Origin of the sequence: Clostridium sp. Marseille-P299 (assembly GCF_900078195.1) — a bacterium.
Taxonomy (GTDB): Bacteria; Bacillota; Clostridia; order Lachnospirales; family Lachnospiraceae; genus Lachnoclostridium.
Genome location: NZ_FJVE01000007.1, coordinates 139,962 through 164,523 on the forward strand (window position 1 = coordinate 139,962; position 24,562 = coordinate 164,523).

Sequence of the window (24,562 nt, forward strand, 5' to 3'; positions counted from 1 at the left end):
AGTTAAATAAGAAAAAGAAAGAAGGAATGGTTATGAAAAATATTAAACGGTGTATGTATATCATTGTTTTGGTACTATCTGTTGTGTATATCTATGGTTGTGACAAAAAGACAAGTACAGAAAATACTCCAACTCAAGAAGAAAATTTAATTGATCAGGAAAATAAAGTAGAAGAAAACAATACAGAGCCCTTATTTACGGATGTAGAAATAAAAGCAGCGATAGCAATGGCGGAAGAACATATTGATGCTATGAATCAAAAAGATAATGAGCTGATAATGAAAACTATGTATCCTGAGAAAGTAAATGAACAAAAAGAACGAATTGAGAATGGAGAAGTACAATTATACGGTGTAGCCTCAATTGATATTGAATCGATTGAATATTTGGGTGATGATCATGAGCTTACACAAATGGCCAGCAGAAATTATAAGGAGCTTTTTGGTGTTGAAAATATTTTGCCCTTGTATGCAACAATAAATGTTCAATATCCTGAAGGAGTGGAAGAGGGGGAATGGGCAGAGGGAGAACTACCAAACTTTTGCTTCCTCATGATTAGAGAAGATGAAAATTCTCCATTCTATGTTTATGATAAAGGGTTCTAAAAGTAAATTGAGATGTAAAGAGTATTAGCCACTAAACTCTCTAATTATATGATTTTAATATTGATTGGGGTGTCATAAACCCTTATTCAAGATTATAATGTCGATTTGCACAAAGCAAAAGAATGAATCCGCCTATGGAAATGCCTATATAAATGTCTATGGAAATGCGTTAGTTGTTCTTTTTATTCATAATTTGTGTACATCAAAAGATAGATTTGTCCACGCGTAGTGAGTTATCTACTTTTTGGTATGTTTCACACAAATTATGAATGAATTAGAACATCTTATGCATTGAAATCAAAGTATCTTTATTTAAGCATCTGCTCTCGTCTTATGTTAAGCATTTCTTTCGTAAAGGCTTCCACGTTCGCAAGGTCCTTAGAATCCGGATGTGATAATGCTTCATCAAAATTTTTTAAACTTACAAGAAGATTTTTATCTTCAGGATTCTCTTTTATCATTGAAGAATAACGGTCTCTTACACTAAATGGCATTTTGCCTTGGCAATAAAAAGCTCCTAGGACTTGATTGCTTTCTGGTATTTCTAAAGTCATTCTTTCTTCAAGTTTTTTGAAATATTCGATAGAACCTCCAAAGCCAGCAGTACCAAAGATGGCAATAGACTTGTTGTTTAATTTCTTTAAGAAATCTTTTATACTAGTACAACAATTGCCTTTATCTGTCCAAGAACCTACAAAAATTAAATCGGCAGATGTAATATTTTCTATATCAGCATCAAGTGGGGTTCCATAGAAGGTGATATCCTCATTTATGCATGTTTCTTTAATTTTTTCTGATAATTGTTTCGTGTTACCAGTAAGACTTGCGTATATAATTGCAATTTTCATAAAAATCTCTCCCTTCTTACTTACAAGGTTTCATTTCAAATCTTTGCTATTCATAAATTCTAAACCTTAATGCTTCTTGTGTTTTAGAATTTTTTCCATTCTTAAATTTGTATCATATACCTATAAGCTGTAATAGTCAATATAGTGTTTTAAACGAAAAGAAAGACTCTTCATTAAAATAAGATTATTAGATTGGTTAATAAGTAGGATAAGAAATTAAGAATTATAAACTAAGGACAAAGTATTAGAAGGTATGTTAGAATATAGAAAAAGGATTGAGGTTTTTCTTAAGTGAAATAAAAACATTTCATTTAATTATAAGAAATATATTGCATTCATTTTAGGAGGTTGCCATGGATTACAAGAAAGCAGGAGTGGACATTGAAGCTGGTTATAAGGCTGTCGAATTAATGAAAAAACATATTCAGGGAACAATGAGGAAAGAAGTGTTAACTGGCATTGGAGGATTTTCAGGTGCATTTTCACTTGCTAGTTTTAAAGATATGGAAGAGCCAACATTAGTTTCTGGGACCGATGGTGTTGGAACAAAGCTTAAGCTTGCATTTTTGCTAGATAAGCATGACACAATTGGAATTGATTGCGTTGCGATGTGTGTAAATGATATTGCTTGTGCTGGTGGAGAACCTTTATTTTTCTTAGATTACATTGCATGTGGTAAAAATGAGCCAGAAAAGATTGCAACCATTGTAAGTGGTGTGGCAGAAGGCTGTAAGCAAGCTGGAGCTGCATTAATTGGTGGTGAAACTGCTGAAATGCCAGGGTTTTATCCAGTAGATGAATATGATTTAGCTGGTTTTGCGGTTGGAATTGTAGATAAGAAAAAGTTAATCACTGGACAAGATGTGAAAGCAGGAGACGTAATTATTGGAATTGCATCCTCTGGAATACATAGTAACGGGTATTCATTGGTTCGTAATGTGTTCAATATGAAGAGAGAAGTATTAGATAGCTATTACGAATGTCTTGGTGCTAAACTTGGGGAGACTTTGTTAACACCAACTAAAATTTATGTAAATGCATTGAAATCCTTAAAAAATGGAGCAGTAACTATAAAAGCCTGTAGCCACATCACTGGTGGTGGTTTCTATGAAAATATACCAAGAATGTTACCTGAGGGAGTAACTGCAGTTATAAACAAGAATTCCTATGAGATACCAGCAATTTTTTCAATGTTATCAAAGGATGGTAGTATCGAAGAACACATGATGTATAACACATTTAATATGGGAATAGGTATGATGTTAGTGGTTGACCAAGAAAAGGCTGATGAAGCGATACGTTTGCTTGAATTAAGTGGAGAAAAAGCATATTTGGTTGGTGAAATAGTTTCTGGTGAGAAAGGTGTTCGCTTATGCTAAGAGTTGTGGTTTTAGTATCTGGTGGTGGAACAAATCTTCAAGCGATTCTTGATGCCATTGATCAAGGTAAAATTACAAATACAGAAATTGTTGGTGTAATAAGTAATAAAGAAGATGCTTATGGGCTGATAAGAGCTAAGAATCATGGAATTCGGACAAACTGTGTGAGCATGAAGGATTATAAAAATAGAGAAGAATTTAATCAAGTGCTACTTGATACCGTTGATTCTTATAAGCCTGATTTAATTGTATTGGCAGGATATTTAGTAATTCTTCCACCACAATTAATTGAACAATATAGAGAGAGAATCATTAATATTCATCCATCATTAATACCATCTTTTTGTGGTGCTGGATATTATGGATTAAAGGTTCATGAAGCTGTTTTAAAACGTGGAAATAAAATAACAGGAGCAACCGTTCATTTTGTAGATGAAGGAACAGATACCGGACCAATTTTATTACAAAAGGCGGTGGAGGTCCGAAATGGCGATACCCCAGAGATACTTCAAAAGCGAGTGATGGAAGAAGCGGAGTGGAAGATACTTCCTATGGCAATTGATTCTATTGCAAACGGTAAAGTACTGATAAAAGACAATATAGCAACCATTATTGAATAATGCTTAAAATTAATAAAGCGAAAACATGGAGGTTATGACATGAAGGTATTAATTGTAGGTGGTGGCGGAAGAGAACACGCGATAGCAAGGAAAGTAAAGGAAAGCAAACGTGTGGATTTTATCTATTGTGCTCCTGGTAATGCTGGAATCTCAGAAATAGCAACTTGTGTTCCAATTGGTGTTATGGAATTTGAAAAATTAGCAGACTTTGCGAAAGAAAATAATATAGATTTGACGATTATTGGACCGGATGATCCTTTGGTTGGTGGTATTGTAGATGTGTTTGAGGAAAAAGGACTTCGTGTATTTGGTCCAAGAAAGAATGCAGCGATCATCGAAGGTTCAAAAGCATTTTCTAAGGACCTTATGAAAAAATATAAGATACCTACTGCGTCTTATGAAACGTTTCAAAACCCAGAGGATGCGATTCATTATTTGCAAACAGCAAAGTTACCAATTGTTTTAAAAGCAGATGGACTTGCACTTGGTAAAGGTGTTCTTATTTGCAATACCCTTGAGGAGGCAATCGCTGGAGTAAAAGCAATCATGCTTGATAAACAGTTTGGTTCGGCTGGAGATCAATTGGTAATTGAAGAGTTTATGACAGGCAAAGAGGTTTCCGTCTTGGCATTTTGTGATGGAACCAATATTGTTCCTATGACAAGTGCACAAGATCATAAACGAGCGAAGGATGGGGATCAAGGATTAAATACAGGTGGTATGGGAACCTTCTCACCTAGTCCATTTTATACGAAAGAAGTTGACGAATTCTGTATAAAAAACATTTATCAGCCTACAATGGCGGCAATGAAAAACGAAAGTAGAGACTTTGTTGGCATATTATTTTTCGGATTAATGTTAACGGAACAAGGCCCTATCGTAATCGAATATAATGCTAGATTTGGCGATCCTGAAACACAAGTTGTACTGCCTCGAATGAAAACAGATATTGTAGATGTTTTTGAAGCTTGTATTGATGGAAAATTAAAGGATGTAGAGCTTGAATTCGAAGATAATGCAGCAGTGTGTGTAGTTTTAGCCTCTGAGGGATATCCGGAAGCATATGAAAAAGGTTTTCCTATCCATGGACTTGAAAATTTTGAAGGAAAAGATGGATATTATGTATTCCATGCTGGCACGAAAAAGATGGATAATGATATTGTAACAAATGGTGGTCGTGTGCTTGGGGTTACTGCCACTGGTAAGGATTTAAAAGAGGCAAGAAAGAATGCCTATGAAGCTACTGAATGGATATCTTTTAAAAATAAATACAAAAGAAATGATATTGGAAAATCTATAGATGAGTTCCAGTCATAAGCTTTTTGAGGCTTTAATAGCAATAAATTTGATTAATAGTGGAATTTAGAGAATGCATAATCAGCAATTAATATACAATTGGTGATTATGCATTTTCTTTTTCAATTAAAATAATTTCTATTATGACAAAATATCAGAAATATGCAAAAAAAATGCCATACAAGTGCCATAACTCTTGCCTAATATATTAAAAGATTGTAGAATAAAGTAAGTTAAGCGAATCGGAATGAAAGGGTTAGAGAAAATTATGGAATTTAAGTATAAGAAACTGCTGATGGTATTGTTGTGTATTAGTTTGGTGATACCACAGTTGATATCACCATTATCTAGGACGGTATTTGCAGCAACAACTGGGAAATGTACGGCAACTTCTTTATTCATACGTACAGGCCCTGGTACAAATCATGATAAAGTATTAGTAGATACGGCAGAAGCGTATCTTGTAAAGGACCAAGAAGTAACTATTTTAGGTGAGAAAGATGGTTGGTATCAAATTCAAGCAACTTTTTTAGGACAACCTGTTGAGGGTTATTGCTTGGGTACATATATAAAAACAGTTGAAGATTCCACCACTGAGACTCCGACACAGGCACCAACGCAAGCTCCAAAGCCAACGGAAGCGCCAACACCAACAGAGGCACCTGTGACTTCAACAAAAGTTTCATATAAACTTTCTATTTCTGCAAAGATTACAGCCAATGAGTTGAATTTAAGAAAGCAGGCAACAAAGAATGGAACAGTTGTAGCAACCCTTAAAAAAGGTGCAGTTGTTACAATTACTTCAGGAAAGTCAAACGGAACAGAAAAGTGGTACTATGTAACTGCTAAAGTGGATAATAAAACCGTAAAAGGTTATGTGCTAAGTGATTATGTTGCATGTACGTTTGGTACAGGATTTTATGCGAAAATGAAAGCAAATGTAACATTGTCTTCGAAAGCAGGGACTTCAACAGCGGTAACCGTAGGTGGTAAGAAGGTAACAGTAAAGAAAGCGGATATCGTTTGGGTAAGTGCTGAGGAAACCGTGGCGGGAGAAAAGTGGTTTCGTGTAGGGATTACATATCAAGGAAAAACAGTAAGAGGATATGTTAAGTCTAGTCAACTTATACTTTTAGGTAAGAAGGTAACAACAACGGTTACTACAACGCCAACACCGACACCAACACCTGTTCCTACACAGGCTCCAACGGAAACACCAGATTCCTCTGAAAGTACAATTGAGAGTAAGAACTTAAGTTTACCTGCTACAGTAAATGCAAGCGGAGTAAATCTTAGAAAAGATGCATCAGCGAGCAGTACAAAACTTGCAACGATGGACAACAAAACAGCAGTGACTGTTTTAGGTACAAAGAAGAGTGGATCGGAAATTTGGTATCAAATTTCTGTTAAAGTGAATGGAAAGACTACAAAAGGATATGTCCTTAGTAATTATATAACTTTTACATTTAAGACTGGTTTTTACGGTGTTATTAGTGAAGCCAAGATTGGAATGCAAAAAACTGCGGGAGCAGGTGGCGCTAGTGTAACACTTAGCAATGGAAAAGCAGTATCTCTTACGAAAGGGACGAACGTTTGGATTAGCGCTGAAAAAACTGTAGGCGGTGAAAAGTGGTTCCTTGTTGGGATTACGATAGAAGGAAAAGCAACGAGGGGTTACGTGAAAGCAAGCAGCTTAACGATTACTGGTAAGAAAACAACCGAAACAGTTAAGCCAACACCAACACCGACTCCAACACCAACGCCTGGCAATACTGTTGATGATAAGGAAGATTTTCAGATACCAGGAATTGTAACAGCGAATACTCTTAATCTAAGAGAAGAAGCATCCGCTAGTAGTAATAAATTAGGAACGTTAACAAATAATACTAAAGTTACAATTTTAAATGAGAGTGATGTGAATTCAGAAACTTGGTATCGCGTTGCTACAGAGATTAATGGTAAATCTCAGATTGGATATGTATTAAGTACGTATGTTAAATTAACATTGAAGGATACAGTACCTGCAGAAGTTGCTAGTAAGAGTCTTAATCCAAGAATAGCTGCGAAATCATCCGCTGCTTACGTTAAGAATAAGGCTGGTAACATTGTATCTCTTGAATCTGGAGCAAACATTACAATTATAGCGGAACAAACAGTAGGTGCAGATAAATGGTTTAAGATAAAAGCTACGGTGAGTAAAGAAACCATAGAAGGCTATGTTCTTGCTAGTGATATTAATTTTAGTGTAACATCTACTTCGGTAACACCAACACCATTACCAACAGTTACACCAGAACCAACGGTAACTCCAGAACCTACCAAAACTCCAGAGGCAACGGTTACGCCAGAACCGACAATCATACCAAGTCCAACGGTAACAACAGCACCGACTCCAACACCAGTAACAGAAGTATTTTCAGGTACAGGGTTGATTAAAGATGCAAGTGCTCTTGCAGTAAAGGTAGATCCAGGATATAGCAGTTCTTTTGTAAATGATGAAAATGGAAATCCAATTTTATTAAGTGCTGGAAAAGTAATTTCTCTTCACGGCTATGCATATAAGGATTCCTTAAAATGGTATCATATTAGTTTTGATAATAATGGTATCGAATATTATGGATATGTAGTTGAAAAATATGTAGAAATAGATTCAGGATCCATTGAGGATGGAAATTCTAGTATACCTGGGAATGGAAATAGCAGTGTAGACTTTGAAACAAAGTTAAACAATGAAGGATTCCCTGAAAGTTATAAAGTATACCTACGTCAATTACATCAAATGTATCCAAACTGGGAATTTACAGCATATCATACAGGTTTGGATTGGAATACTGTAATTGAAAAACAAGGAGTAGCTGGAAAGAATTTAATTACAAATAGTAAAGGAATTGGCTGGAAGTCATTAGAGACTGGTGCCTATAACTGGAAAACAGACAGTTTTATTGTATATGATGGCTCCACATGGGTTACAGCTTCCAAAGAGGCGATTGCTTATTATATGGATCCAAGAAATTTCTTAACGGAAAATGGTATCTTCCAGTTTGAGCATCTAGCTTATAAGCCAACTTATCAGAACTTAGCTGGTGTAGAAAATATTCTTAAGAATACACCACTTTACAAGACAAATTACACGTATACTGATGACGCTGGAATAACTCAGACAATTTCCTATGGTACAACATTTATGAGAGCAGCTGAATATTCTGGAGTAAGTCCATATCACTTAGCTTCTCGTGTAAAACAAGAGGTTGTAACTGGAACCAACAGTTTAAGTAATAGCGTTTCAGGAACGTTTTCAGGCTTTGAAGGATTATTTAACTTTTACAATATAGGTGCGTATCACAGTACGGTTGCAGGTGGTGCAATTGCGAATGGATTGAAGTATGCGAAAAATGGTAGTACAAATGCTACTTTGAATGCAAATTCATTGATACCTTGGAATAATCGCTATCGTGCTATTGTAGGAGGAGGCTATATTATTGGTAATTCTTATATTAGTAAAGGCCAGGATACGATTTATTTACAAAAGTTTAATGTGACCCCAACTTCAACCCACTCACATCAATATATGGCAAATGTTGAGGCTCCATATGCAGAAAGTAAAAAAGTATTTGCTGCATATTCGGATGTAAGTAGCTCACCAATTGTATTTTCAATACCAGTATATCTTAATATGCCAGCAACAGCATGTGCTGCGCCTAGCAACGGGGCAAATCCAAACAACTGGCTAAAAACATTAAAAGTACAGGATATTGAAGGAAATGATTTAGGATTAACACCAACATTTGATATTAGTAAAGATCAGGAATATACGCTTATTGTTGATTCTTCCTGTGAAGGTATTAATGTTATTGCAACATCAGTAAGTACAAAAGCAAGTGTTCGTGGAACTGGCTATGTTGTTTTACAATATGGAGAAAATCCTATTACTGTAAGCGTTACAGCTGAAAATGGTGATGTTAGAAATTATGTAATAACGATTGTCAGAGGATATTAATAGAGTTCGTTAATTTATAGAGGTTGTCTTTAAACATGAATCAACAAATGGATTTTTGTGTTTCTCGTTTAAAGGCGACCTTTTATAATTTTTATAAAAATAAATATTAATTTGAAGTGTACATATTTTGTTTCTAAAAAATCAAAAAATAATCTGCTTATTGCAGTATGGAGGTTCAAATGAAGACAATAAAGAAAAGTATAATTTGTTTAATTACAAGCATATTGCTTATCATATCAGCTTTATTACCAAAAGAAGTAGTAAAAGCAGCCAGTTCAACCGTATATTTTGAAACCGATGAAACTACGTTAACTGTTGGGAATACAATATCTATATATTTATGTGTAGATTCAGATGTAACATTAGGAGATTTTGAGGGCTTTATTTCATACAATGCAGATATAATAGAGTATGTGAGTGGAGCAAGTTGCATTACTGGTGGAGATGGCGTATTAAAGGTATATGACTATGGCGCATCAACGACAAATACACGAAAATATATTTTAAATTTTAAAATAATTGATGTTGGTAGCTCAGAACTTAATGTTACTGAGGCTGTAGCTTACGAGTACGAGAGTGGAGATGCAATGTCTTTATCTAGCACACCTCTTAAAATAAATACGACTGCACCAAAAACAGCATCTGAAAATACAATGTTAGAAACACTAAAAATAAGTCCAGGGACCTTAACTCCTAGTTTTGATCCAGAGGTTTATGTCTATAATACTGAAGTAGATGCAAATACACAAAATTTAATTTTAAGTGCGTTGGCACAGGATGTAGAGGCAAAAGTAAAGATTACAGGGAATCAGAATTTAGTACCAGGTAGTAATAAAGTTGTTATTGAAGTAGTTGCAGAGGCAGGAAATACAAAGGAATATGTGATTACAGTCAATAAGGAAGAGAAAGTAGAAGATAAGGAAGAAGTAAATGAATCAAAGGACTCCAATGACAATGGGCAAAACGAATGGAGATTTCAAGCAAGCAATATTAATGGAGTCGTTCAAATTTCTGGTCAATATTATTTTACAGTACCAAAGAATGCAAATGGGGTTGAAATTCCAAAGGGTTATGAAAGAAGCGATTTTGTATTAGATGGGATTACAATTCCTGCATATCAAAAAGAAGGAACTACAGATAGTGATTATCTGCTTTTAGTACTAACCAACGAAGCTGGGGAAACAGGATTATATCGATATGACCGTATAGAGAAGACAGTTCAAAGATATCCAGATGAGAAAATAGTGCTATCTAACCCCTCAGATGAATCCTATGAAATCGCAGAACTATCAGAGCTTGTTCGTGATTACAAAGAAAATTTAAGTCAGCTAGCTTTAATTATAGCGTTATTGATCGCTTTATCGGGTATATTACTTATTGGTTTGATACATTTTTATATTAAGTCAAAAGGTATGAAGTCGGACGATTTAGATTAGAATTGACAATGTGTTTGTTTTGTTATATTATTAATATAACAGCTAAAACAAATCTCAGAGGATGAAATATCGGAGGTGTAACTGTGATAGTTAGAATAGATTTTAATAGTGATGAAGCTATTTATATTCAGCTAAGGAATCAAATAATTTTAGGGATTGCAAATTCAGAAATTAGAGATGGAGATAATTTACCATCTGTTCGAGAATTAGCTGACAACATTGGCATAAACATGCATACTGTAAATAAAGCATATACTATATTAAAGCAAGAAGGATATGTGAAGTTAGATAGAAGAAAAGGCGCTGTAATATCACTTGATTGTGATAAAATCCGTGTTAAAAATGAACTAATTGGACAAATGCGTGTATTAATGGCGCAAGCCATTTGTAAGGACATTAGTAGTGAAGAGATACACGAAATAGTAGATAATATTTATAAAGAGTTTATGGACCAATCTAAAAGTTGAAAGATTTTAGATAAGTAGTCATGGCATGATTACTATTTTAATTGTAAATATGCCAAAATGATGATAAAGGAGGCGTTTTTATGTTATGTGATGTTTGCAACAAAAGAGAAGCAAAAATATATTATACTGAAATAGTTAATGGCAAGAAGAAAGAACAACACTTATGCGAGGAATGTGCAGCAGAACATACCTCTTTTAAGATAAAAAACCCTATTACAAATCAAGAGTTTACCATAGGGGGCTTACTATCAGGAATACTTGAAAGTTATAGCACATCGGATAATAAAGAAGAAAGTTCATCCGAGGTAACTTGTATAAAATGCGGATTGAAATATAGTGAATTTTTAAATCATGGAAAGTTTGGTTGCGCAGGGTGCTATCATAGCTTTGGTAAAATGTTACCAAAGAGCTTTCGCAGTATTCACGGTGCTGAATTACACACTGGTAAGAGACCAAAAGGTTATATTAGTGAAACCAATCGCATCGTGAATAGTTTATCAGAATATGAGAAACTATCCATACAATTACAGCGAGCTATTGAACAAGAGGAATTTGAAGAAGCAGCAAAAATTAGGGATGCGATGAAAGCAATAAAAAATAATGAAGTAGAACCATCCAATCACGAACACCAAGGGTGTTAAATTTATAAGAACTTAATACGTGTTACTTTCTTTAAATGTTGTGTCGCCTTAGGAGGCGAAATGGGAGGCAGTGTGATAATTGAAAATCTAGTTTCACACGCAGGTTTGTGCTTGCGCACCACAAACTTGTTATGCACAAAGAACGTGTGCAAGAATGGGGATTAATATGCAAAAATGGTATGAAACAGAGGTTGATAAGAAAAATGTAGTTATCTCTAGTCGAATCCGTTTAGCAAGAAATTTAAAAAATTATTGTTTTCAAGAGAAACTAAAGGATGAAGACGCACAAGAATTAGTATCAGAGATAATGAGCATTAAAAATGACCTGGAAAAAAGCGAGGGTACAGAATATAATAGCTTTCAAGTGAATAAACTAGCAGATCTTGAGAAAGCATCCATGGCAGAATATCATATGATATCACCATTACTTTCAGGGAAAAAGCAAAGCACAGGTCTACTAAGCTCACAAGACCAAGGAATGAGTATTATGATCAACGAAGAAGATCACATACGAATTCAAGCAGTTAGTAGTGGGATGAGTATGAAAAAGGCGCTTGAAAGAGCTGAAAAAATAGACGATATTATTAGCGAAAAGTTTGAATATGCATTTGATGATAAATTTGGATATTTAACTTCTAGTCCTGCAAATGTTGGAACTGGGCTAAGAGCTTCTTATTTATTATTTTTACCTGCACTTACAATGGCGGGGAAAATACAAAAATTATCGGATGAAATTGAAAAGTATGGAGCTGTAATTCGTGGTGTTTATGGTGAAGAAAAAGATCATTTAGGTAATATATATCAGATCTCAAACAAAAAAACATTAGGAAGTAAAGAAAGCGAAATTGTTGAGAGTTTGACTCATATTGTGAAACAGGCAGTGGAACAAGAAAAGAAGAGAAGAGAATACTTGCTAACTGTAAACGGAGATGAGATTGAAGATAAGGTTTATCGCTCTTACGGTGTTTTAAAATATGCCAAGAGATTAAATACGATGGATGCCATGACATTGTTAGCACAATTAAAATTAGGTGTTGATACTGATTTAATAAAATTAAAAGAAGATAAGAACATTTTTCAGATGATGTTGGAGATACAACCGGCAAATCTACAAAAGATAATAGGAAAAAGTATTGCTAGTAACGAAAGAGATTTTTATCGTGCAGAGTATCTTAATCATGCACTTCCAGAATTAATTCTTTCGTGAGTTTACTGGTATAAACCTGATTTAGAATTTCGAGTGTCAAAAACTTTTGACACTCGAAATGTTACATTGTAAAATACAACTATATAATAGGATCAAAAAAAGTTCCTATCATCAAATGAATGGTGCCAAAACAGCACCTTTTATCAGAAGTTAAAAGACACTTCTATTAGACCATATATCATAATACGAAAGGAATTCGATGATGAATGATAGATTTACAGAGAATGCGAGAGATGCAATAAATTCTGCAACTGACACTGCCTATCGATTATCACATAATTATATTGGAACAGAACATTTATTGATAGGGCTGTTAAGAGTAGATGGAGTTGCATCCAAAGTATTAGAAGCAAACGGCGTTGATGAAGAAAAAGTACTTGAATTAGTAAATCAACTAATTGCGCCAAATACTACAGTGAATACCCTTGGTTCCAATGGGTTTACAGGTAGAGCAAAGAATATCATAGAGCAAAGTGGACGAGAAGCAAGACGTATGAATGCTTCTTTAATTGGAACAGAACATATATTAATCGCACTTATAAAAGAATCTGATTGTATTGCAGTACGTCTTTTAAATACACTTGGTATTAATATTCAAAAGCTTTATATGGATACATTAGCATCTACAGGAGTAGATATAAATGCAGCCAAAAGCGAATATGCTATGAGCAAAGGCAAAAACAAAGGAAAGTCTCAAACTCCAACGTTAGATCAGTATAGTAGAAATTTAACAGACTATGCCAAGGAAGGAAAATTAGATCCTGTCATTGGTCGTGAGGTAGAGATTCAAAGAGTAATACAAATTTTAAGCAGAAGAACAAAGAATAATCCTTGCTTAGTTGGTGAACCTGGTGTTGGTAAAACAGCAATTGCAGAAGGTTTAGCACAAAAAATAGTAGATGGTGATGTACCTGATACAATCAAAGATAAAAGAGTAGTTACTTTAGATTTATCTGGAATGGTTGCTGGCTCTAAATATCGTGGTGAATTTGAAGAAAGAATTAAAAAAGTAATATCAGAAGTTATGTATGATGGCAATGTGTTGCTGTTTATCGATGAACTTCATACGATTATCGGAGCAGGCGGAGCAGAAGGTGCCATCGATGCATCTAATATTTTAAAACCATCCTTAGCAAGAGGTGAATTACAATTAATCGGTGCAACAACAAGAAATGAGTATCGCAAATATATTGAAAAAGATGCTGCACTAGAGAGACGTTTTCAGCCAGTAGTTGTTGAGGAACCAAGTGAGGAAGAAGCAATTAAGATTTTAAAGGGCTTACGTACTAGCTATGAAGCTCATCACAATGTTGAGATATTAGACGAAGCAATTGTTGCAGCAGTAAAATTATCAAGTCGTTACATCAACGATCGTTATCTACCTGACAAAGCCATTGACGTAATTGATGAAGCAGCTTCTAAGGTTCGTTTAAGTACTTATATTGCATCACCTAAGATTAAAGAAATGGAAGAAAAAATAGTAGCTCTTGAAGAAGAAAAAGAATTAGCTATTAAAGAAGAAGCTTTTGAAAAAGCTGGAGCAATTAAAAAACAACAAGATAAATTAAGAGATAACGTAAGTAAACTTAAGATACAAGAAGAAAAAGATAGGGAAGAAAGAAAACTCATTGTTTCTGAGAATGAAATCGCTGATATCATATCTGGATGGACCAAAATACCAGTTCAAAAATTAGAAGAAGGCGAAAGCGAACGTCTTTTAAAACTTGAAGGAATTCTTCATGAAAGAGTGGTAGGTCAAAAAGAAGCTGTTAGTGCAGTGGCTAAGGCGATTCGAAGAGGTAGAGTTGGATTAAAAGATCCAAACCGACCAATTGGTTCTTTCTTATTCCTTGGACCAACAGGTGTTGGTAAAACAGAGCTTTCAAAAACTTTAGCAGAAGCAATGTTTGGGAATGAGAATGCAATGATACGTGTTGATATGTCTGAGTACATGGAAAAGCATAGTGTATCTAAAATGATAGGATCACCTCCAGGATATGTAGGTTATGATGAGGGCGGACAATTAAGTGAAAAAGTTCGTCAAAACCCATACTCCGTTATCTTATTTGATGAAATTGAAAAGGCACATCCTGATGTGTTTAATATTTTACTTCAAGTATTGGATGATGGACATATTACTGATGCGCAAGGTAGAAAAGTAAGCTTTAAAAACACAATTATCATAATGACTTCCAATGCAGGAGCTTCTAGTATTATAGAACCTAAGAAATTAGGATTTTCAACAGTAACAGATGAATCTGCAGATTATAAGCGCATGAAAGATGGCGTTATGGAAGAAGTAAAGCGTATCTTTAAGCCTGAATTTATCAATCGTATTGATGAAATTATAGTATTCCATGCCTTATCAAAAGATGATATCAAGAAAATTGTAACGATTATGTCAGGAAGTATTATCAAACGTTGCAAGCAACAGATGGATATTACTTTAAAAATTACAGATGAAGCATTAAATTATCTTTCTGAAAAAGGATATGACAATAAATATGGAGCGAGACCTTTAAGACGTGCGATACAGACTCATATCGAAGATATGTTAGCAGAAAAAATATTAGAAGGTCAGGTTAATGCGGGCGATACAGTTACAATTGATCGCAAAGACGATGAACTTAAATTTACAACAAGACGCAAAAGGGCTAAAAAGATAGAAGCGTAATTAATTTAAAATGTATTTTATATAAATTATTTAAGTAAATTTAGGACAGAAAAAAGATTATTCATAAAACAATGATTCATTAACAATACGTATGGTGTTTCAGATTTTGTGGATAATCTTTTTTCATACATAGAGCTAAGATTTATAACCAAATTATAAAGAAAACTGAATTTTGTTGTAAAAGATGAAAAAAAATTGAAATATGCATTATTTTGTGGCAAAACATAAAAGATTATTATATAATAATGACATAAAAGAGATACTTTTATGTAAATGTAATTACATTAGAAGCAGGAGGATATTTAAAATGGCAATGCATGAAGAATTAATTCGCAAGGAAAGCGATGGAACGCTTAGCTTTGGAGATTATACATTAGATACGAAATCAAAGGTATCTGATTTTGAACATAACGGGGATTTATATAAAGTAAAAACATTTTATGAAATTACTAAACTTGAAAAGAATGGTATGTTCGTATATGAATCTGTTCCAGGAACCGCAGTTTATAATTTAAGCATTACAGATAAAGAAGTTTCCTTTATTGTAACAGCAAAGGAAGATGCTCAAATTACATTAGAACTTGAGCCTGAAAAGGAATACAAAATTTTAATTGATGATATTAATGTTGGTAAAATGAAAACAAACTTAGGTGGAAAATTAATTCTTAGCGTTGAGTTAAATGAAGATAAAAAGTCTGCAATTAAAGTAGTTAAGTGCTAAGAGTATCATAGTATAATAGATTTAATCATATGGCTGGATTTACAACAAAAATTTAATGCGTTTTATTTATGTGCATTTCTTATAGAGAGGGATTGCCAAAACTGCAATTTAAGTGAACAAAGAAATATGGAAAGGTTCGTTAAAACTGTAGTTTTGGTAATTCATTAAGAGGTATATTACATAAATAAAACGCAGTTTGTGTATAAACCCTAGGAAGAAAGAGGTAAAAATGGCGAAAGCAAAAAGTGTATTTTTTTGTAAAGAATGTGGCTATGAATCTTCAAAATGGCTTGGACAATGTCCTGGGTGTAAAAGTTGGAATTCCTTTGTCGAAGAACCAGTGGTGAAAAGGGTAACGGCTACTACGAATACAAGAATTACAAAAGCAGAGCCAGAAAGCCTTTCACAAGTAAAAACCGATGAGGATGAACGAAAACTAACAGGAATTCATGAATTTGATCGAGTCCTTGGCGGAGGAATCGTGAAGGGCTCCCTTGTTTTAGTGGGAGGAGATCCAGGCATCGGAAAGTCTACTTTGCTATTGCAAATGTGTAAACAGTTGGTTGAAAAACAGTGTAAGGTGCTTTATATCTCAGGGGAAGAGTCTCTGCGACAAATTAAGATGAGAGCAGAACGCCTAGGAACTTTTGGAGGCGATTTGCTGTTACTCTCAGAGACAAATCTTAACCTGATTGAAGAAGTGATTGGACGAGTACAACCGGAAATTATGATCATTGACTCCATTCAAACGATGTATAAAGAGGAAGTTAGTGCCTCACCTGGTAGTGTTAGTCAAGTAAGAGAATCAACAGGAACATTAATGCATATTGCAAAAGGGATGGGAATTACGGTATTTATCGTTGGTCACGTAACAAAGGAAGGTGTTGTTGCGGGCCCACGTGTCCTTGAGCATATGGTAGACACGGTTCTTTATTTTGAAGGTGAAAATACTGCTTCTTATCGAATTTTACGTGCGGTTAAAAATCGTTTTGGTTCTACCAATGAAATTGGCGTATTTGAAATGCGTAATACAGGACTTGTTGAGGTAAGCAATCCTTCCGAGTACATGCTAAAAGGGAAACCTGAGGATGAACCTGGTTCTGTTGTAGCTGCGTCTATGGAGGGAACTAGAACGATTCTAGTTGAAGTGCAAGCACTTGTATGTCAAACGAACTTTAATATGCCAAGACGTACTGCGGCAGGAACAGATTATAACCGAGTGAACTTATTAATGGCAGTCCTTGAGAAACGCTTAGGAATACAGATGTCGTTTTGTGATGCATATATTAATGTTGCAGGCGGTATGAAAATTAATGAGCCGGCACTAGATTTAGCTATTATTTTAGCAATTCTATCAAGTTATAAAAACAAGGCAGTTGGTAATAAAACCATTGCTTTTGGTGAAGTAGGATTAACAGGCGAGGTTAGAGCCGTCAGTATGGCAGAGCAACGTGTTTCAGATGCTATTAAGATGGGATATGAGACTTGTATTTTACCATATGTGAATAGAGAAAGTATAAAAGCAAACGGAATTAACTTGATTGGCATAAAAAACATACGGGAATTAATGAATTTACTATAGGAATGGTAAAGGGGCTATTATGGGGGATCGACGTAAGGTACAAATAATTCAAGATGTATGCAAACATTTAACTGCTTCTCAAGAATTAATTGAGAAAAGTGCGTTTGAAGCAATTAACCATCAAGATAAAACGAGTGCTATGGTTACCATGTCTATGACATATGTGATGGAATTACTTTCATCTCTTGAACTAATAGGAATGGAACTAGAAGCTACGGCAATGAACTTAGGTGATTCATGCAATTTACCAATTCAAAAACTGAATCAGGTTCTTTCAAAACAAAACGATATTGTAGCAGAGATAGGAAGTATCTATCAGCAGATGCTAAGTGAGCAAGAAGGACTATCTACAGCACTTCATATTATGGAGAGTGAAATTGCAAGTCATAGAGATTCTATAGAAATGTCGGAAGAATTACTATTAGATAATATGGAAGCACATAGTGTTGAATAAATAGATGTTTTAAAACTGTCATAGTAACTCAATGGGAGTATATTGTGGCAGTTTTATATTCTTACAGAATAAATTGTAGTAATAAAGAAAATCTTAAGAATTATAGTCTTTAATTTTGTTTTTTATGAGTTTATAATGGAATCATGCCATAAATCACTTACAACCGGGCCATTGCATGGCTCATTTTTTTGTGTGAATACAAGTTCATAGGAAAGATAGAAATGATAGGAAATGGGTACTTACAAAACTAACAAAAATATCTTTAAGGCTCTAAAATACAACAATGTTGACACTGGTATTGATAAGCTATATGATTACTGTGAATATAAATGAAGAATATACCAATAATTTGGATAATGTAGTTATATTTTAAAAGGTATCCATGACATAGGACATAGATACAAAAAAGGGTATATGTAATATCTTAATAGTAAGTGCTAATTAGGAGATAGTAGTATGAAAAATAATAATCGAGATTTGATACCTTTTCCTATGGATGATTTGACGATTGTAAATACTACAAGTTCGTTATACTCGTATGAAAACATGGTTAAGGACCTTGGAAAATTAGAGGCTACATATCAAGGGAAAATTAAAGTGCAAGCAATTGCAACTACGAAAGACAAGAGAAATGTATATGAGGTCATCATTGGTAACCCAAATAATGAAAAACATATACTTATTCACGCTGGAATTCATGCAAGAGAACATATGACTACATTACTAGTGATGAAACAGATGGAGTATTATTTATATTGTTTTGAGTCTGGTACCTATGATTCTAAAACATACCATGAATTGTTTCATAACATAACATTTCATATTTTACCTATGGTAAACCCGGATGGCATTTCTATTAGTCAGTATGGATTAGGTAAAATTAAGAGCGAGAACATTAAAAAAGACATAAAAGAGTGGTTTAAAAGAGATAAGACTACAGGAGTAACAACGAAATCCTTTGAGAGTTACTTAAAGTATTGGAAAGCGAACGCTGGTGGTGTTGACTTAAATCGTAATTTTAATTATGGATGGGATGAATTTGTTGGGTTGAGTTCACCAGGTGCTGAGAAGTACAAAGGTAAAACCGTAGAGAGTGAACCAGAGACCAAGGCTTTGGTAGAACTAACAAAAAGAATACGTCCAATTGTAGCAATTAGTTATCATGCTACAGGTTCCGTTATTTATTGGGATTATGGTCAAGAAGGCGAAATTCGGAAGACATGTAAAGCGTTGGTTGAGCGCATATCGAAAACAACTGGATATGAAATTAAATATGCCGCTACAGATAAGCAAGATGCAGCAGGCTATGGTGATTGGGCGGTTATGGTAGAACAAATACCATCGGCGACGATTGAAATTGGTATCAGGCAAGCACCACTATCGATTCGTGAGTTTCAAAGGATATGGAATGAGAATAGGCAGATGTGGGCTTCATTAGCCGATCATTATCAATAGTCACAAAATATCTAAGAAGAAAGGTGGAAGTTCAGTGAAAAAAGTTCTTGGATTTATAAAGAAATATAAACTAAGATTATTTTTAATATTTTTAGCAATCATTCTTTTAATGGGTGGATTGGTTTTGTTTAAAATACTTGTTAAGGTAGGAAATATAAAATATATTTACAACTATACCGTTAACACAGCAGGAAGTTTGCCTGCATTGCAAAACTATGATAACAAGGAAGGCGCGGATAAAATGACCGCCAAGGCGACACAAAATACGCTTCCTTCTAACCTTAACATAAAGACACGTTTACAAGTAGATGGTGTTGATGTGACAAGTTACACAAGAGAAGAGCAAATCTACTTTGATATGGATTATCTAAAAAGCTTTCCAAATGTAGAGGGTATTATTACATTCCGTGGTAATTACCTTAGAAATTTACAATCTTATGGTACCACTAATGTTCTTCAGAAAAAATTTGATCGTGATTATTGGTCCTTTAAAACTGGTAAAGTACTTAAGAGCAATGGAGTAGACTATTGGTCAGGTAACGGTTGGACAGGACAACCTTTAGTAGTTCGTTGGGACGATGATACAAAGCAAATTATGAATTTGTATGAAGAGAGTAAGAAAAAAGCAGGACTAACTGAAGTTATTTACTCAGGTATGGATGGAATGATTCATTTCCTTGATCTTGATACTGGGGAACCAACAAGAGATCCTATTAATATTGGTATGACTTTTAAAGGTAGTGCTTCTCTTCATCCAGATGGTATACCTATGATCATACTTGGTTCAGGGGATGCTCAACCAGGTATGTACGGCGAAACTATGAGCCCAAGAGTTTATATTTATAGTTTAATTGATGGTAAAAAACTTTATGAATTTGGAGCGAATGATCCAATAGCACCACGTATTTGGCATGCATATGATAGCTCACCAATCATTGATACAAAGACAGACACATTGATTTACCCTGGTGAAAATGGTGTCTTATATACAATGAAATTAAATACGAACTATGACAAAAAAGTAGGAACGCTTTCAGTAAATCCATCAGAAATCGTAAGATTTACTTATAGTGCAGAACGTAATGGCGAAGATAGTTATAAATGGGGAACGGAATGCAGCGCTACAGCATGGGGAAATTATTTATTTGCTGGTGACAATGGTGGTGTTGTATATTGTCTAGACTTAAATACAATGGAACTTGTTTGGACACAGGATGTAAGACAAGATGTAAACTCATCACCAATTTTTGAAGAAGATGAGGATGGTAACAAATATCTTTATGTAGCAACTACACTTGCATATGAACTTGATAACCATTCCATGGGACAAGCTGCTATTTTTAAGCTAAATGCTATGACTGGTGAAATTATTTGGGAAAAGCCATATGAAGTTCATACAATCAAAGGACTTGCTGGCGGTATTTTATCCACTGGTATCTTAGGAAAAGAGAATATTTCAGACTATATTATTTATTCCGTTTCAAAGACACCAAGTGTTGAAAGTGGTTATATCGTAGCACTTAACAAAGAATCTGGAGAAGAAGTTTGGAGAATTGATCTTGATACGTATTCTTGGAGTTCAGGAGATGTTGTTTACACAGAGGATGGTAATGCTTATTTAATTCAAGGTTGCCAAAATGGAGATTTATTATTAATTGATGCAAGCAATGGTCAAATTTTAGATAAAATGAATTTTGGTACTGGTATTGAAGCAACACCAGTTATATTTGAAAACCGTTTAGTCGTTGGAACTAGAAATGAACAAATTATAGGGGTGACGATACGATGATAAAAACTAAAAATAAAGTAATAACTGTTGTAGTACTTCTAATAGCATTAGTGATCATGACAGGATTTCAGGGCTTTAATAATGCAAAAGGAGTTACCTCACCAAGCATTGTTTCTTTTGCAGAAGTTGAAAACCAGAACATTGGTGGTGTAATTTCTAAAATGCCAGACAATAGTGCAAAAATATTTTTTCAAACCTTACTAGGTGAGAATGTGGCTTCTTACAAATCCTACGATGGTGTTTATGAAACTCTTGCTGCACTACGTTCCAATGAAATTCAGTTAGCTTGGTTTTCGGATGTGACTGCTCGATATCTTTTAAAGACGCAGGAAGGGCTTAGAGAATTAACTACACCAGACCCAAGTGAGAGTAGACTTGATTTTGCATTTGCAGTGAAACAAGGGAATAATTCCTTACGGGAACGTTTAAACGGAGCATTAGCTACCGTAAAAGAAGATGGTACCCTAGATCAATTAATTAAAACTTATGTGGATACAAACAATTATGACCAATCTTTTTATGAAAAAGATATGACAATTAAAAAGGCTGGCATTAAGGAAAGCCTAAATGGAACTTTATATGTTGGGGTAACAGGTGCAGTTCCACCGCTTGATTCCCTTGACCTTGATAATCAACCATATGGTTTTAGTGTTGCCCTTATGGATAAGATTGGACAGCAGTTAGGATGTGATATTAAATTCGTTGCAATGGAAAACGATACTGCATTCTCAAACCTTATGAGTGGAAAAGTTGATTTATTATTTTGCTATGGAACTAGTAAGAACACTGTAGATCAGGAAAAAAAGCGTAGCTATATTATGTCCGAGGGATATTATACTATGGATAAGTATGCCTACTTAGTATTAGAATAGGGAAGGGAGAGTACGTATGAGTTTTATTAAAAATATTTTTGAAACCGTTACGAATAATCTAATTGCAGGTGATGCATATTATATCATTGCGAAGAGCGTAATTGTTACATTAGCAATTGCAGTGATTGCATGGCTCATAGCTTTTTTACTTGGAGGATTTATTAGCCACTTTATGTGCTATGAAAAAAAGGTAATTTCAAGAATTGCGGAGGTATTTTGCTTTATCTTTCGAAGTACCCCAGTGCTATTAATCATGCTATTATTTTATTATGTATTTTTAAAAAGTACACACATTAGTCCAGTTATTATCGCAAGTATCTCACTTGGATTGTACGGTGCAGGACATTTTGCTGAAATATTAGCTAGATGTGTACATGAAGCTCAGAAAAGACAAGATGCTGAGGTAACAAAGCGTTTAAAAAATGTTTATTATAGTGTAGCAGCACCACAGGCAATGGAAGAGAGTATATTCCAGATTAAACGCTTGACAATTCAATTGTTTCAGTGGATTACCGTTGCTGGATACATTACTGTAAATGATTTAACAGAAGTAATGAATCGTATTGGACAAAGAACGATGTATCCATTTTTCTCAATTTTTGTATGTATTATTTTTTATATGGTTGTTACAATAATCATTGAAGGTATATTTAATGCAATTGAGAAACGTTTAAAACGTAATATAGAAGAGGATGCAAAAAGCATTTAAATTAAGGGAAGTATAATTGAAATAAAGAAGGGCATGGGCAATCATGATAACTAATGATTGTTCATGCTTTTTATAGTTCATCTAACAGTTCATCTATCGAGTAAATTACGATAAAGTATGTATTGCTTATTCGATGTTAAACATAGGATAAACCTAGGTTTAACATCGGAATGATTAACAATGACAGCTTATAAAAAGTATTAATATTGCTAATATTTCAATTGCTTGACTTTAATCCTACGGTAGTCTATAATATTGACGGTTCAAGTTATGAACTATATTTTAGCGTGATTACAGTTTAATATCGTAAGAAGACAAATCCAACTATAGCATTGAATGTACAATATAAAGGCATTTCATCAATATCTATTAGTTGGCTTTTTTATGGAAAGGAAGATGCGAATGAAACATTATGACGTAGTAATTATCGGTGCAGGACCAGCAGGTATTTTTACTGCTTTGGAAATGATTAAGAAGGGTAGCTCAAAGAAAATAGCTATCGTAGAAAAAGGAAGATCCATTGAAAAAAGAAGCTGTCCAAAGTCCAAAACAAAAACTTGTATGAACTGTAAACCATATTGTCATATTACTACTGGGTTTTCCGGTGCAGGTGCATTTTCAGATGGTAAATTATCATTAAGCTATGAAGTTGGTGGCGATTTACCAATGTTGATTGGGGAAGATTACGCGCAAGAAACAATTAACTATACCGATGGTATTTATCTTGAATTCGGTGCAGATACAAAAATAGAAGGTGTTGGTCAACCAGAAAAGACCAAAGAAATTCGTAAAAGAGCAATTCAAGCAAGTCTTAAGTTAGTGGATTGCCCAATTAGACATTTAGGAACAGAAAAAGCGCAAGAAATCTATTTAAGTATTGAACAATATCTTTTATCTCATGGTGTAGAAATATTCTTTAATTATCACTGTAAAGACTTAATCGTTGAAGGTAATGTATGTAAGGGTGCAATTATTGAAAAAGCCACAAATCATGAAGAATGTGATACATTAATGGGTGAACATATTGTTGTTGCTACAGGTCGTAAAGGTGCAGACTGGTTAGAAAAACTCTGTGAAATGCATGATATTGCACATCAACCAGGAACTGTTGATATCGGTGTACGTGTGGAAGTACGTGATGAAATTATGGAAGATGTCAATAAAGTTTTATACGAGTCTAAGCTAATTGGTTATCCATTACCATTTAAAAATAAAGTTAGAACATTCTGTCAAAATCCTGGTGGGTTTGTTAGTCAGGAAAACTATGATAATGACCTTGCAGTAGTAAATGGTCATTCCTATAAAGATTTAAAATCAAACAACACGAACTTAGCGATTTTAGTTTCTCATAATTTTAATGAGCCATTTAACCAACCAATTGCTTATGCACAAAAAGTTGGTGAGTTAACAAACATGCTTAGTTGCGGACATATACTAGTACAACGTTATGGCGATATCTTATCTGGTAAGAGAACTTGGCAAAAAGAATTAAATCAGTCAAATGTTCGTCCAACGCTTCCAGATGCAGTTGCAGGCGATATTACAGCAGCAATGCCTTATCGTGCAATGACAAATATTATTAACTTCATTCAGGCGGTTGATCATGTTGTACCTGGATTTGCAAGTAATGAAACATTACTTTATTCACCAGAGTTAAAATTCTATAGCAATCGTATTAAAATGACAAAAGACTTTGATACAAATATTAAGGGATTATATTGTCTTGGAGATTCTTCTGGATGGACAAGAGGTCTTATGATGGCATCTGTTATGGGTGTGTTGATGGGACGTAGATTAGCATAGAGAAAAA

The 24,562-nt window shown here is 34.3% G+C and carries 19 protein-coding genes; 18 read left to right on the forward strand and 1 reads right to left on the reverse strand.

The window, feature by feature from the left end; genetic code table 11:
- Positions 1-32 precede the first annotated feature (32 nt).
- On the forward strand, positions 33-605 hold the full coding sequence (locus tag BN4220_RS08895; protein ID WP_066715562.1) for a hypothetical protein: 573 nt from the start codon (positions 33-35) through the stop codon (positions 603-605).
- A 308-nt stretch (positions 606-913) separates the two neighbouring features.
- On the opposite strand, the gene bilS is transcribed toward BN4220_RS08895, so the two are convergent.
- The gene (bilS, locus tag BN4220_RS08900; protein WP_066715563.1) at positions 914-1,453 is read right to left on the reverse strand and encodes a flavodoxin family protein BilS; all 540 of its coding nucleotides are present in this window, start codon (positions 1,451-1,453) and stop codon (positions 914-916) included.
- A gap of 353 nt (positions 1,454-1,806) precedes the next feature.
- On the opposite strand from bilS, the gene purM reads away from it, so the two are divergent.
- The 17 genes from purM to BN4220_RS08985 all read left to right on the forward strand — a co-directional run bounded on the left by purM (position 1,807) and on the right by BN4220_RS08985 (position 24,555).
- Positions 1,807-2,832: a phosphoribosylformylglycinamidine cyclo-ligase gene (purM, locus tag BN4220_RS08905; RefSeq protein WP_066715564.1), complete on the forward strand. Its 1,026-nt coding sequence runs from the start codon at positions 1,807-1,809 to the stop codon at positions 2,830-2,832.
- A complete protein-coding gene (gene purN / locus BN4220_RS08910; RefSeq protein ID WP_066715565.1) occupies positions 2,826-3,452 on the forward strand; it encodes a phosphoribosylglycinamide formyltransferase in 627 nt (208 codons plus the stop codon). The genes purM and purN overlap by 7 nt, the downstream gene beginning before the upstream one ends.
- A 39-nt stretch (positions 3,453-3,491) precedes the next feature.
- Positions 3,492-4,769 (forward strand): phosphoribosylamine--glycine ligase, encoded by a 1,278-nt coding sequence (gene purD, locus BN4220_RS08915; RefSeq protein ID WP_066715566.1) that lies wholly within the window; start codon positions 3,492-3,494, stop codon positions 4,767-4,769.
- A gap of 247 nt (positions 4,770-5,016) precedes the next feature.
- A complete protein-coding gene (locus tag BN4220_RS08920; protein WP_066715567.1) occupies positions 5,017-8,745 on the forward strand; it encodes an SH3 domain-containing protein in 3,729 nt (1,242 codons plus the stop codon).
- Positions 8,746-8,924: 179 nt separating this feature from the next.
- Positions 8,925-10,181: a cadherin-like beta sandwich domain-containing protein gene (locus tag BN4220_RS08925; protein WP_066715568.1), complete on the forward strand. Its 1,257-nt coding sequence runs from the start codon at positions 8,925-8,927 to the stop codon at positions 10,179-10,181.
- 83 nt (positions 10,182-10,264) lie between these two features.
- Positions 10,265-10,648 carry a GntR family transcriptional regulator gene (locus BN4220_RS08930; RefSeq protein WP_066715569.1) on the forward strand — a complete coding sequence of 128 codons (384 nt, stop codon included), beginning with the start codon at positions 10,265-10,267 and terminating at the stop codon, positions 10,646-10,648.
- An 80-nt stretch (positions 10,649-10,728) separates the two neighbouring features.
- Positions 10,729-11,289, forward strand: a complete 561-nt coding sequence (locus BN4220_RS08935; RefSeq protein ID WP_066715570.1) for a UvrB/UvrC motif-containing protein — start codon at positions 10,729-10,731, stop codon at positions 11,287-11,289.
- Between the two features lie 166 nt (positions 11,290-11,455).
- Positions 11,456-12,496, forward strand: coding sequence for a hypothetical protein (locus BN4220_RS08940; protein ID WP_066715571.1), 1,041 nt, complete (start codon positions 11,456-11,458; stop codon positions 12,494-12,496).
- A gap of 202 nt (positions 12,497-12,698) precedes the next feature.
- Entirely contained in the window at positions 12,699-15,170 is a 2,472-nt protein-coding gene (locus BN4220_RS08945; protein WP_066720819.1) for an ATP-dependent Clp protease ATP-binding subunit, read from the forward strand.
- A gap of 307 nt (positions 15,171-15,477) precedes the next feature.
- Positions 15,478-15,891, forward strand: a complete 414-nt coding sequence (locus BN4220_RS08950) for an endosialidase (protein ID WP_066715572.1) — start codon at positions 15,478-15,480, stop codon at positions 15,889-15,891.
- Positions 15,892-16,120: 229 nt separating this feature from the next.
- Entirely contained in the window at positions 16,121-17,473 is a 1,353-nt protein-coding gene (gene radA, locus BN4220_RS08955; RefSeq protein WP_066715573.1) for a DNA repair protein RadA, read from the forward strand.
- Positions 17,474-17,492: 19 nt separating this feature from the next.
- The gene (locus BN4220_RS08960) at positions 17,493-17,927 is read left to right on the forward strand and encodes a hypothetical protein (protein WP_066715574.1); all 435 of its coding nucleotides are present in this window, start codon (positions 17,493-17,495) and stop codon (positions 17,925-17,927) included.
- 456 nt (positions 17,928-18,383) lie between these two features.
- Positions 18,384-19,382, forward strand: a complete 999-nt coding sequence (locus BN4220_RS08965) for a M14 family zinc carboxypeptidase (RefSeq protein ID WP_066715575.1) — start codon at positions 18,384-18,386, stop codon at positions 19,380-19,382.
- Between the two features lie 34 nt (positions 19,383-19,416).
- Complete coding sequence (locus tag BN4220_RS08970; RefSeq protein ID WP_066715576.1) at positions 19,417-21,171, forward strand: outer membrane protein assembly factor BamB family protein; 1,755 nt, start codon at positions 19,417-19,419, stop codon at positions 21,169-21,171.
- Positions 21,168-22,043 carry a transporter substrate-binding domain-containing protein gene (locus BN4220_RS08975; RefSeq protein ID WP_066715577.1) on the forward strand — a complete coding sequence of 292 codons (876 nt, stop codon included), beginning with the start codon at positions 21,168-21,170 and terminating at the stop codon, positions 22,041-22,043. The genes BN4220_RS08970 and BN4220_RS08975 overlap by 4 nt, the downstream gene beginning before the upstream one ends.
- A 16-nt stretch (positions 22,044-22,059) precedes the next feature.
- Positions 22,060-22,752, forward strand: coding sequence for an ABC transporter permease subunit (locus BN4220_RS08980; protein ID WP_066715578.1), 693 nt, complete (start codon positions 22,060-22,062; stop codon positions 22,750-22,752).
- A 402-nt stretch (positions 22,753-23,154) separates the two neighbouring features.
- Complete coding sequence (locus tag BN4220_RS08985; RefSeq protein WP_066715579.1) at positions 23,155-24,555, forward strand: NAD(P)/FAD-dependent oxidoreductase; 1,401 nt, start codon at positions 23,155-23,157, stop codon at positions 24,553-24,555.
- The last annotated feature ends 7 nt before the right edge of the window (positions 24,556-24,562 follow it).

What these genes read in the sequence shown, in the direction of transcription:
- BN4220_RS08895 (WP_066715562.1), top strand. Translation starts at nt 33, where the DNA reads ATGAAAAATATTAAACGGTGTATGTATATCATTGTTTTGGTACTATCT.
- bilS (WP_066715563.1), bottom strand. Translation starts at nt 1,453, where the DNA reads ATGAAAATTGCAATTATATACGCAAGTCTTACTGGTAACACGAAACAA.
- purM (WP_066715564.1), top strand. Translation starts at nt 1,807, where the DNA reads ATGGATTACAAGAAAGCAGGAGTGGACATTGAAGCTGGTTATAAGGCT.
- purN (WP_066715565.1), top strand. Translation starts at nt 2,826, where the DNA reads ATGCTAAGAGTTGTGGTTTTAGTATCTGGTGGTGGAACAAATCTTCAA.
- purD (WP_066715566.1), top strand. Translation starts at nt 3,492, where the DNA reads ATGAAGGTATTAATTGTAGGTGGTGGCGGAAGAGAACACGCGATAGCA.
- BN4220_RS08920 (WP_066715567.1), top strand. Translation starts at nt 5,017, where the DNA reads ATGGAATTTAAGTATAAGAAACTGCTGATGGTATTGTTGTGTATTAGT.
- BN4220_RS08925 (WP_066715568.1), top strand. Translation starts at nt 8,925, where the DNA reads ATGAAGACAATAAAGAAAAGTATAATTTGTTTAATTACAAGCATATTG.
- BN4220_RS08935 (WP_066715570.1), top strand. Translation starts at nt 10,729, where the DNA reads ATGTTATGTGATGTTTGCAACAAAAGAGAAGCAAAAATATATTATACT.
- BN4220_RS08940 (WP_066715571.1), top strand. Translation starts at nt 11,456, where the DNA reads ATGCAAAAATGGTATGAAACAGAGGTTGATAAGAAAAATGTAGTTATC.
- BN4220_RS08945 (WP_066720819.1), top strand. Translation starts at nt 12,699, where the DNA reads ATGAATGATAGATTTACAGAGAATGCGAGAGATGCAATAAATTCTGCA.
- BN4220_RS08950 (WP_066715572.1), top strand. Translation starts at nt 15,478, where the DNA reads ATGGCAATGCATGAAGAATTAATTCGCAAGGAAAGCGATGGAACGCTT.
- radA (WP_066715573.1), top strand. Translation starts at nt 16,121, where the DNA reads ATGGCGAAAGCAAAAAGTGTATTTTTTTGTAAAGAATGTGGCTATGAA.
- BN4220_RS08960 (WP_066715574.1), top strand. Translation starts at nt 17,493, where the DNA reads ATGGGGGATCGACGTAAGGTACAAATAATTCAAGATGTATGCAAACAT.
- BN4220_RS08965 (WP_066715575.1), top strand. Translation starts at nt 18,384, where the DNA reads ATGAAAAATAATAATCGAGATTTGATACCTTTTCCTATGGATGATTTG.
- BN4220_RS08975 (WP_066715577.1), top strand. Translation starts at nt 21,168, where the DNA reads ATGATAAAAACTAAAAATAAAGTAATAACTGTTGTAGTACTTCTAATA.
- BN4220_RS08980 (WP_066715578.1), top strand. Translation starts at nt 22,060, where the DNA reads ATGAGTTTTATTAAAAATATTTTTGAAACCGTTACGAATAATCTAATT.
- BN4220_RS08985 (WP_066715579.1), top strand. Translation starts at nt 23,155, where the DNA reads ATGAAACATTATGACGTAGTAATTATCGGTGCAGGACCAGCAGGTATT.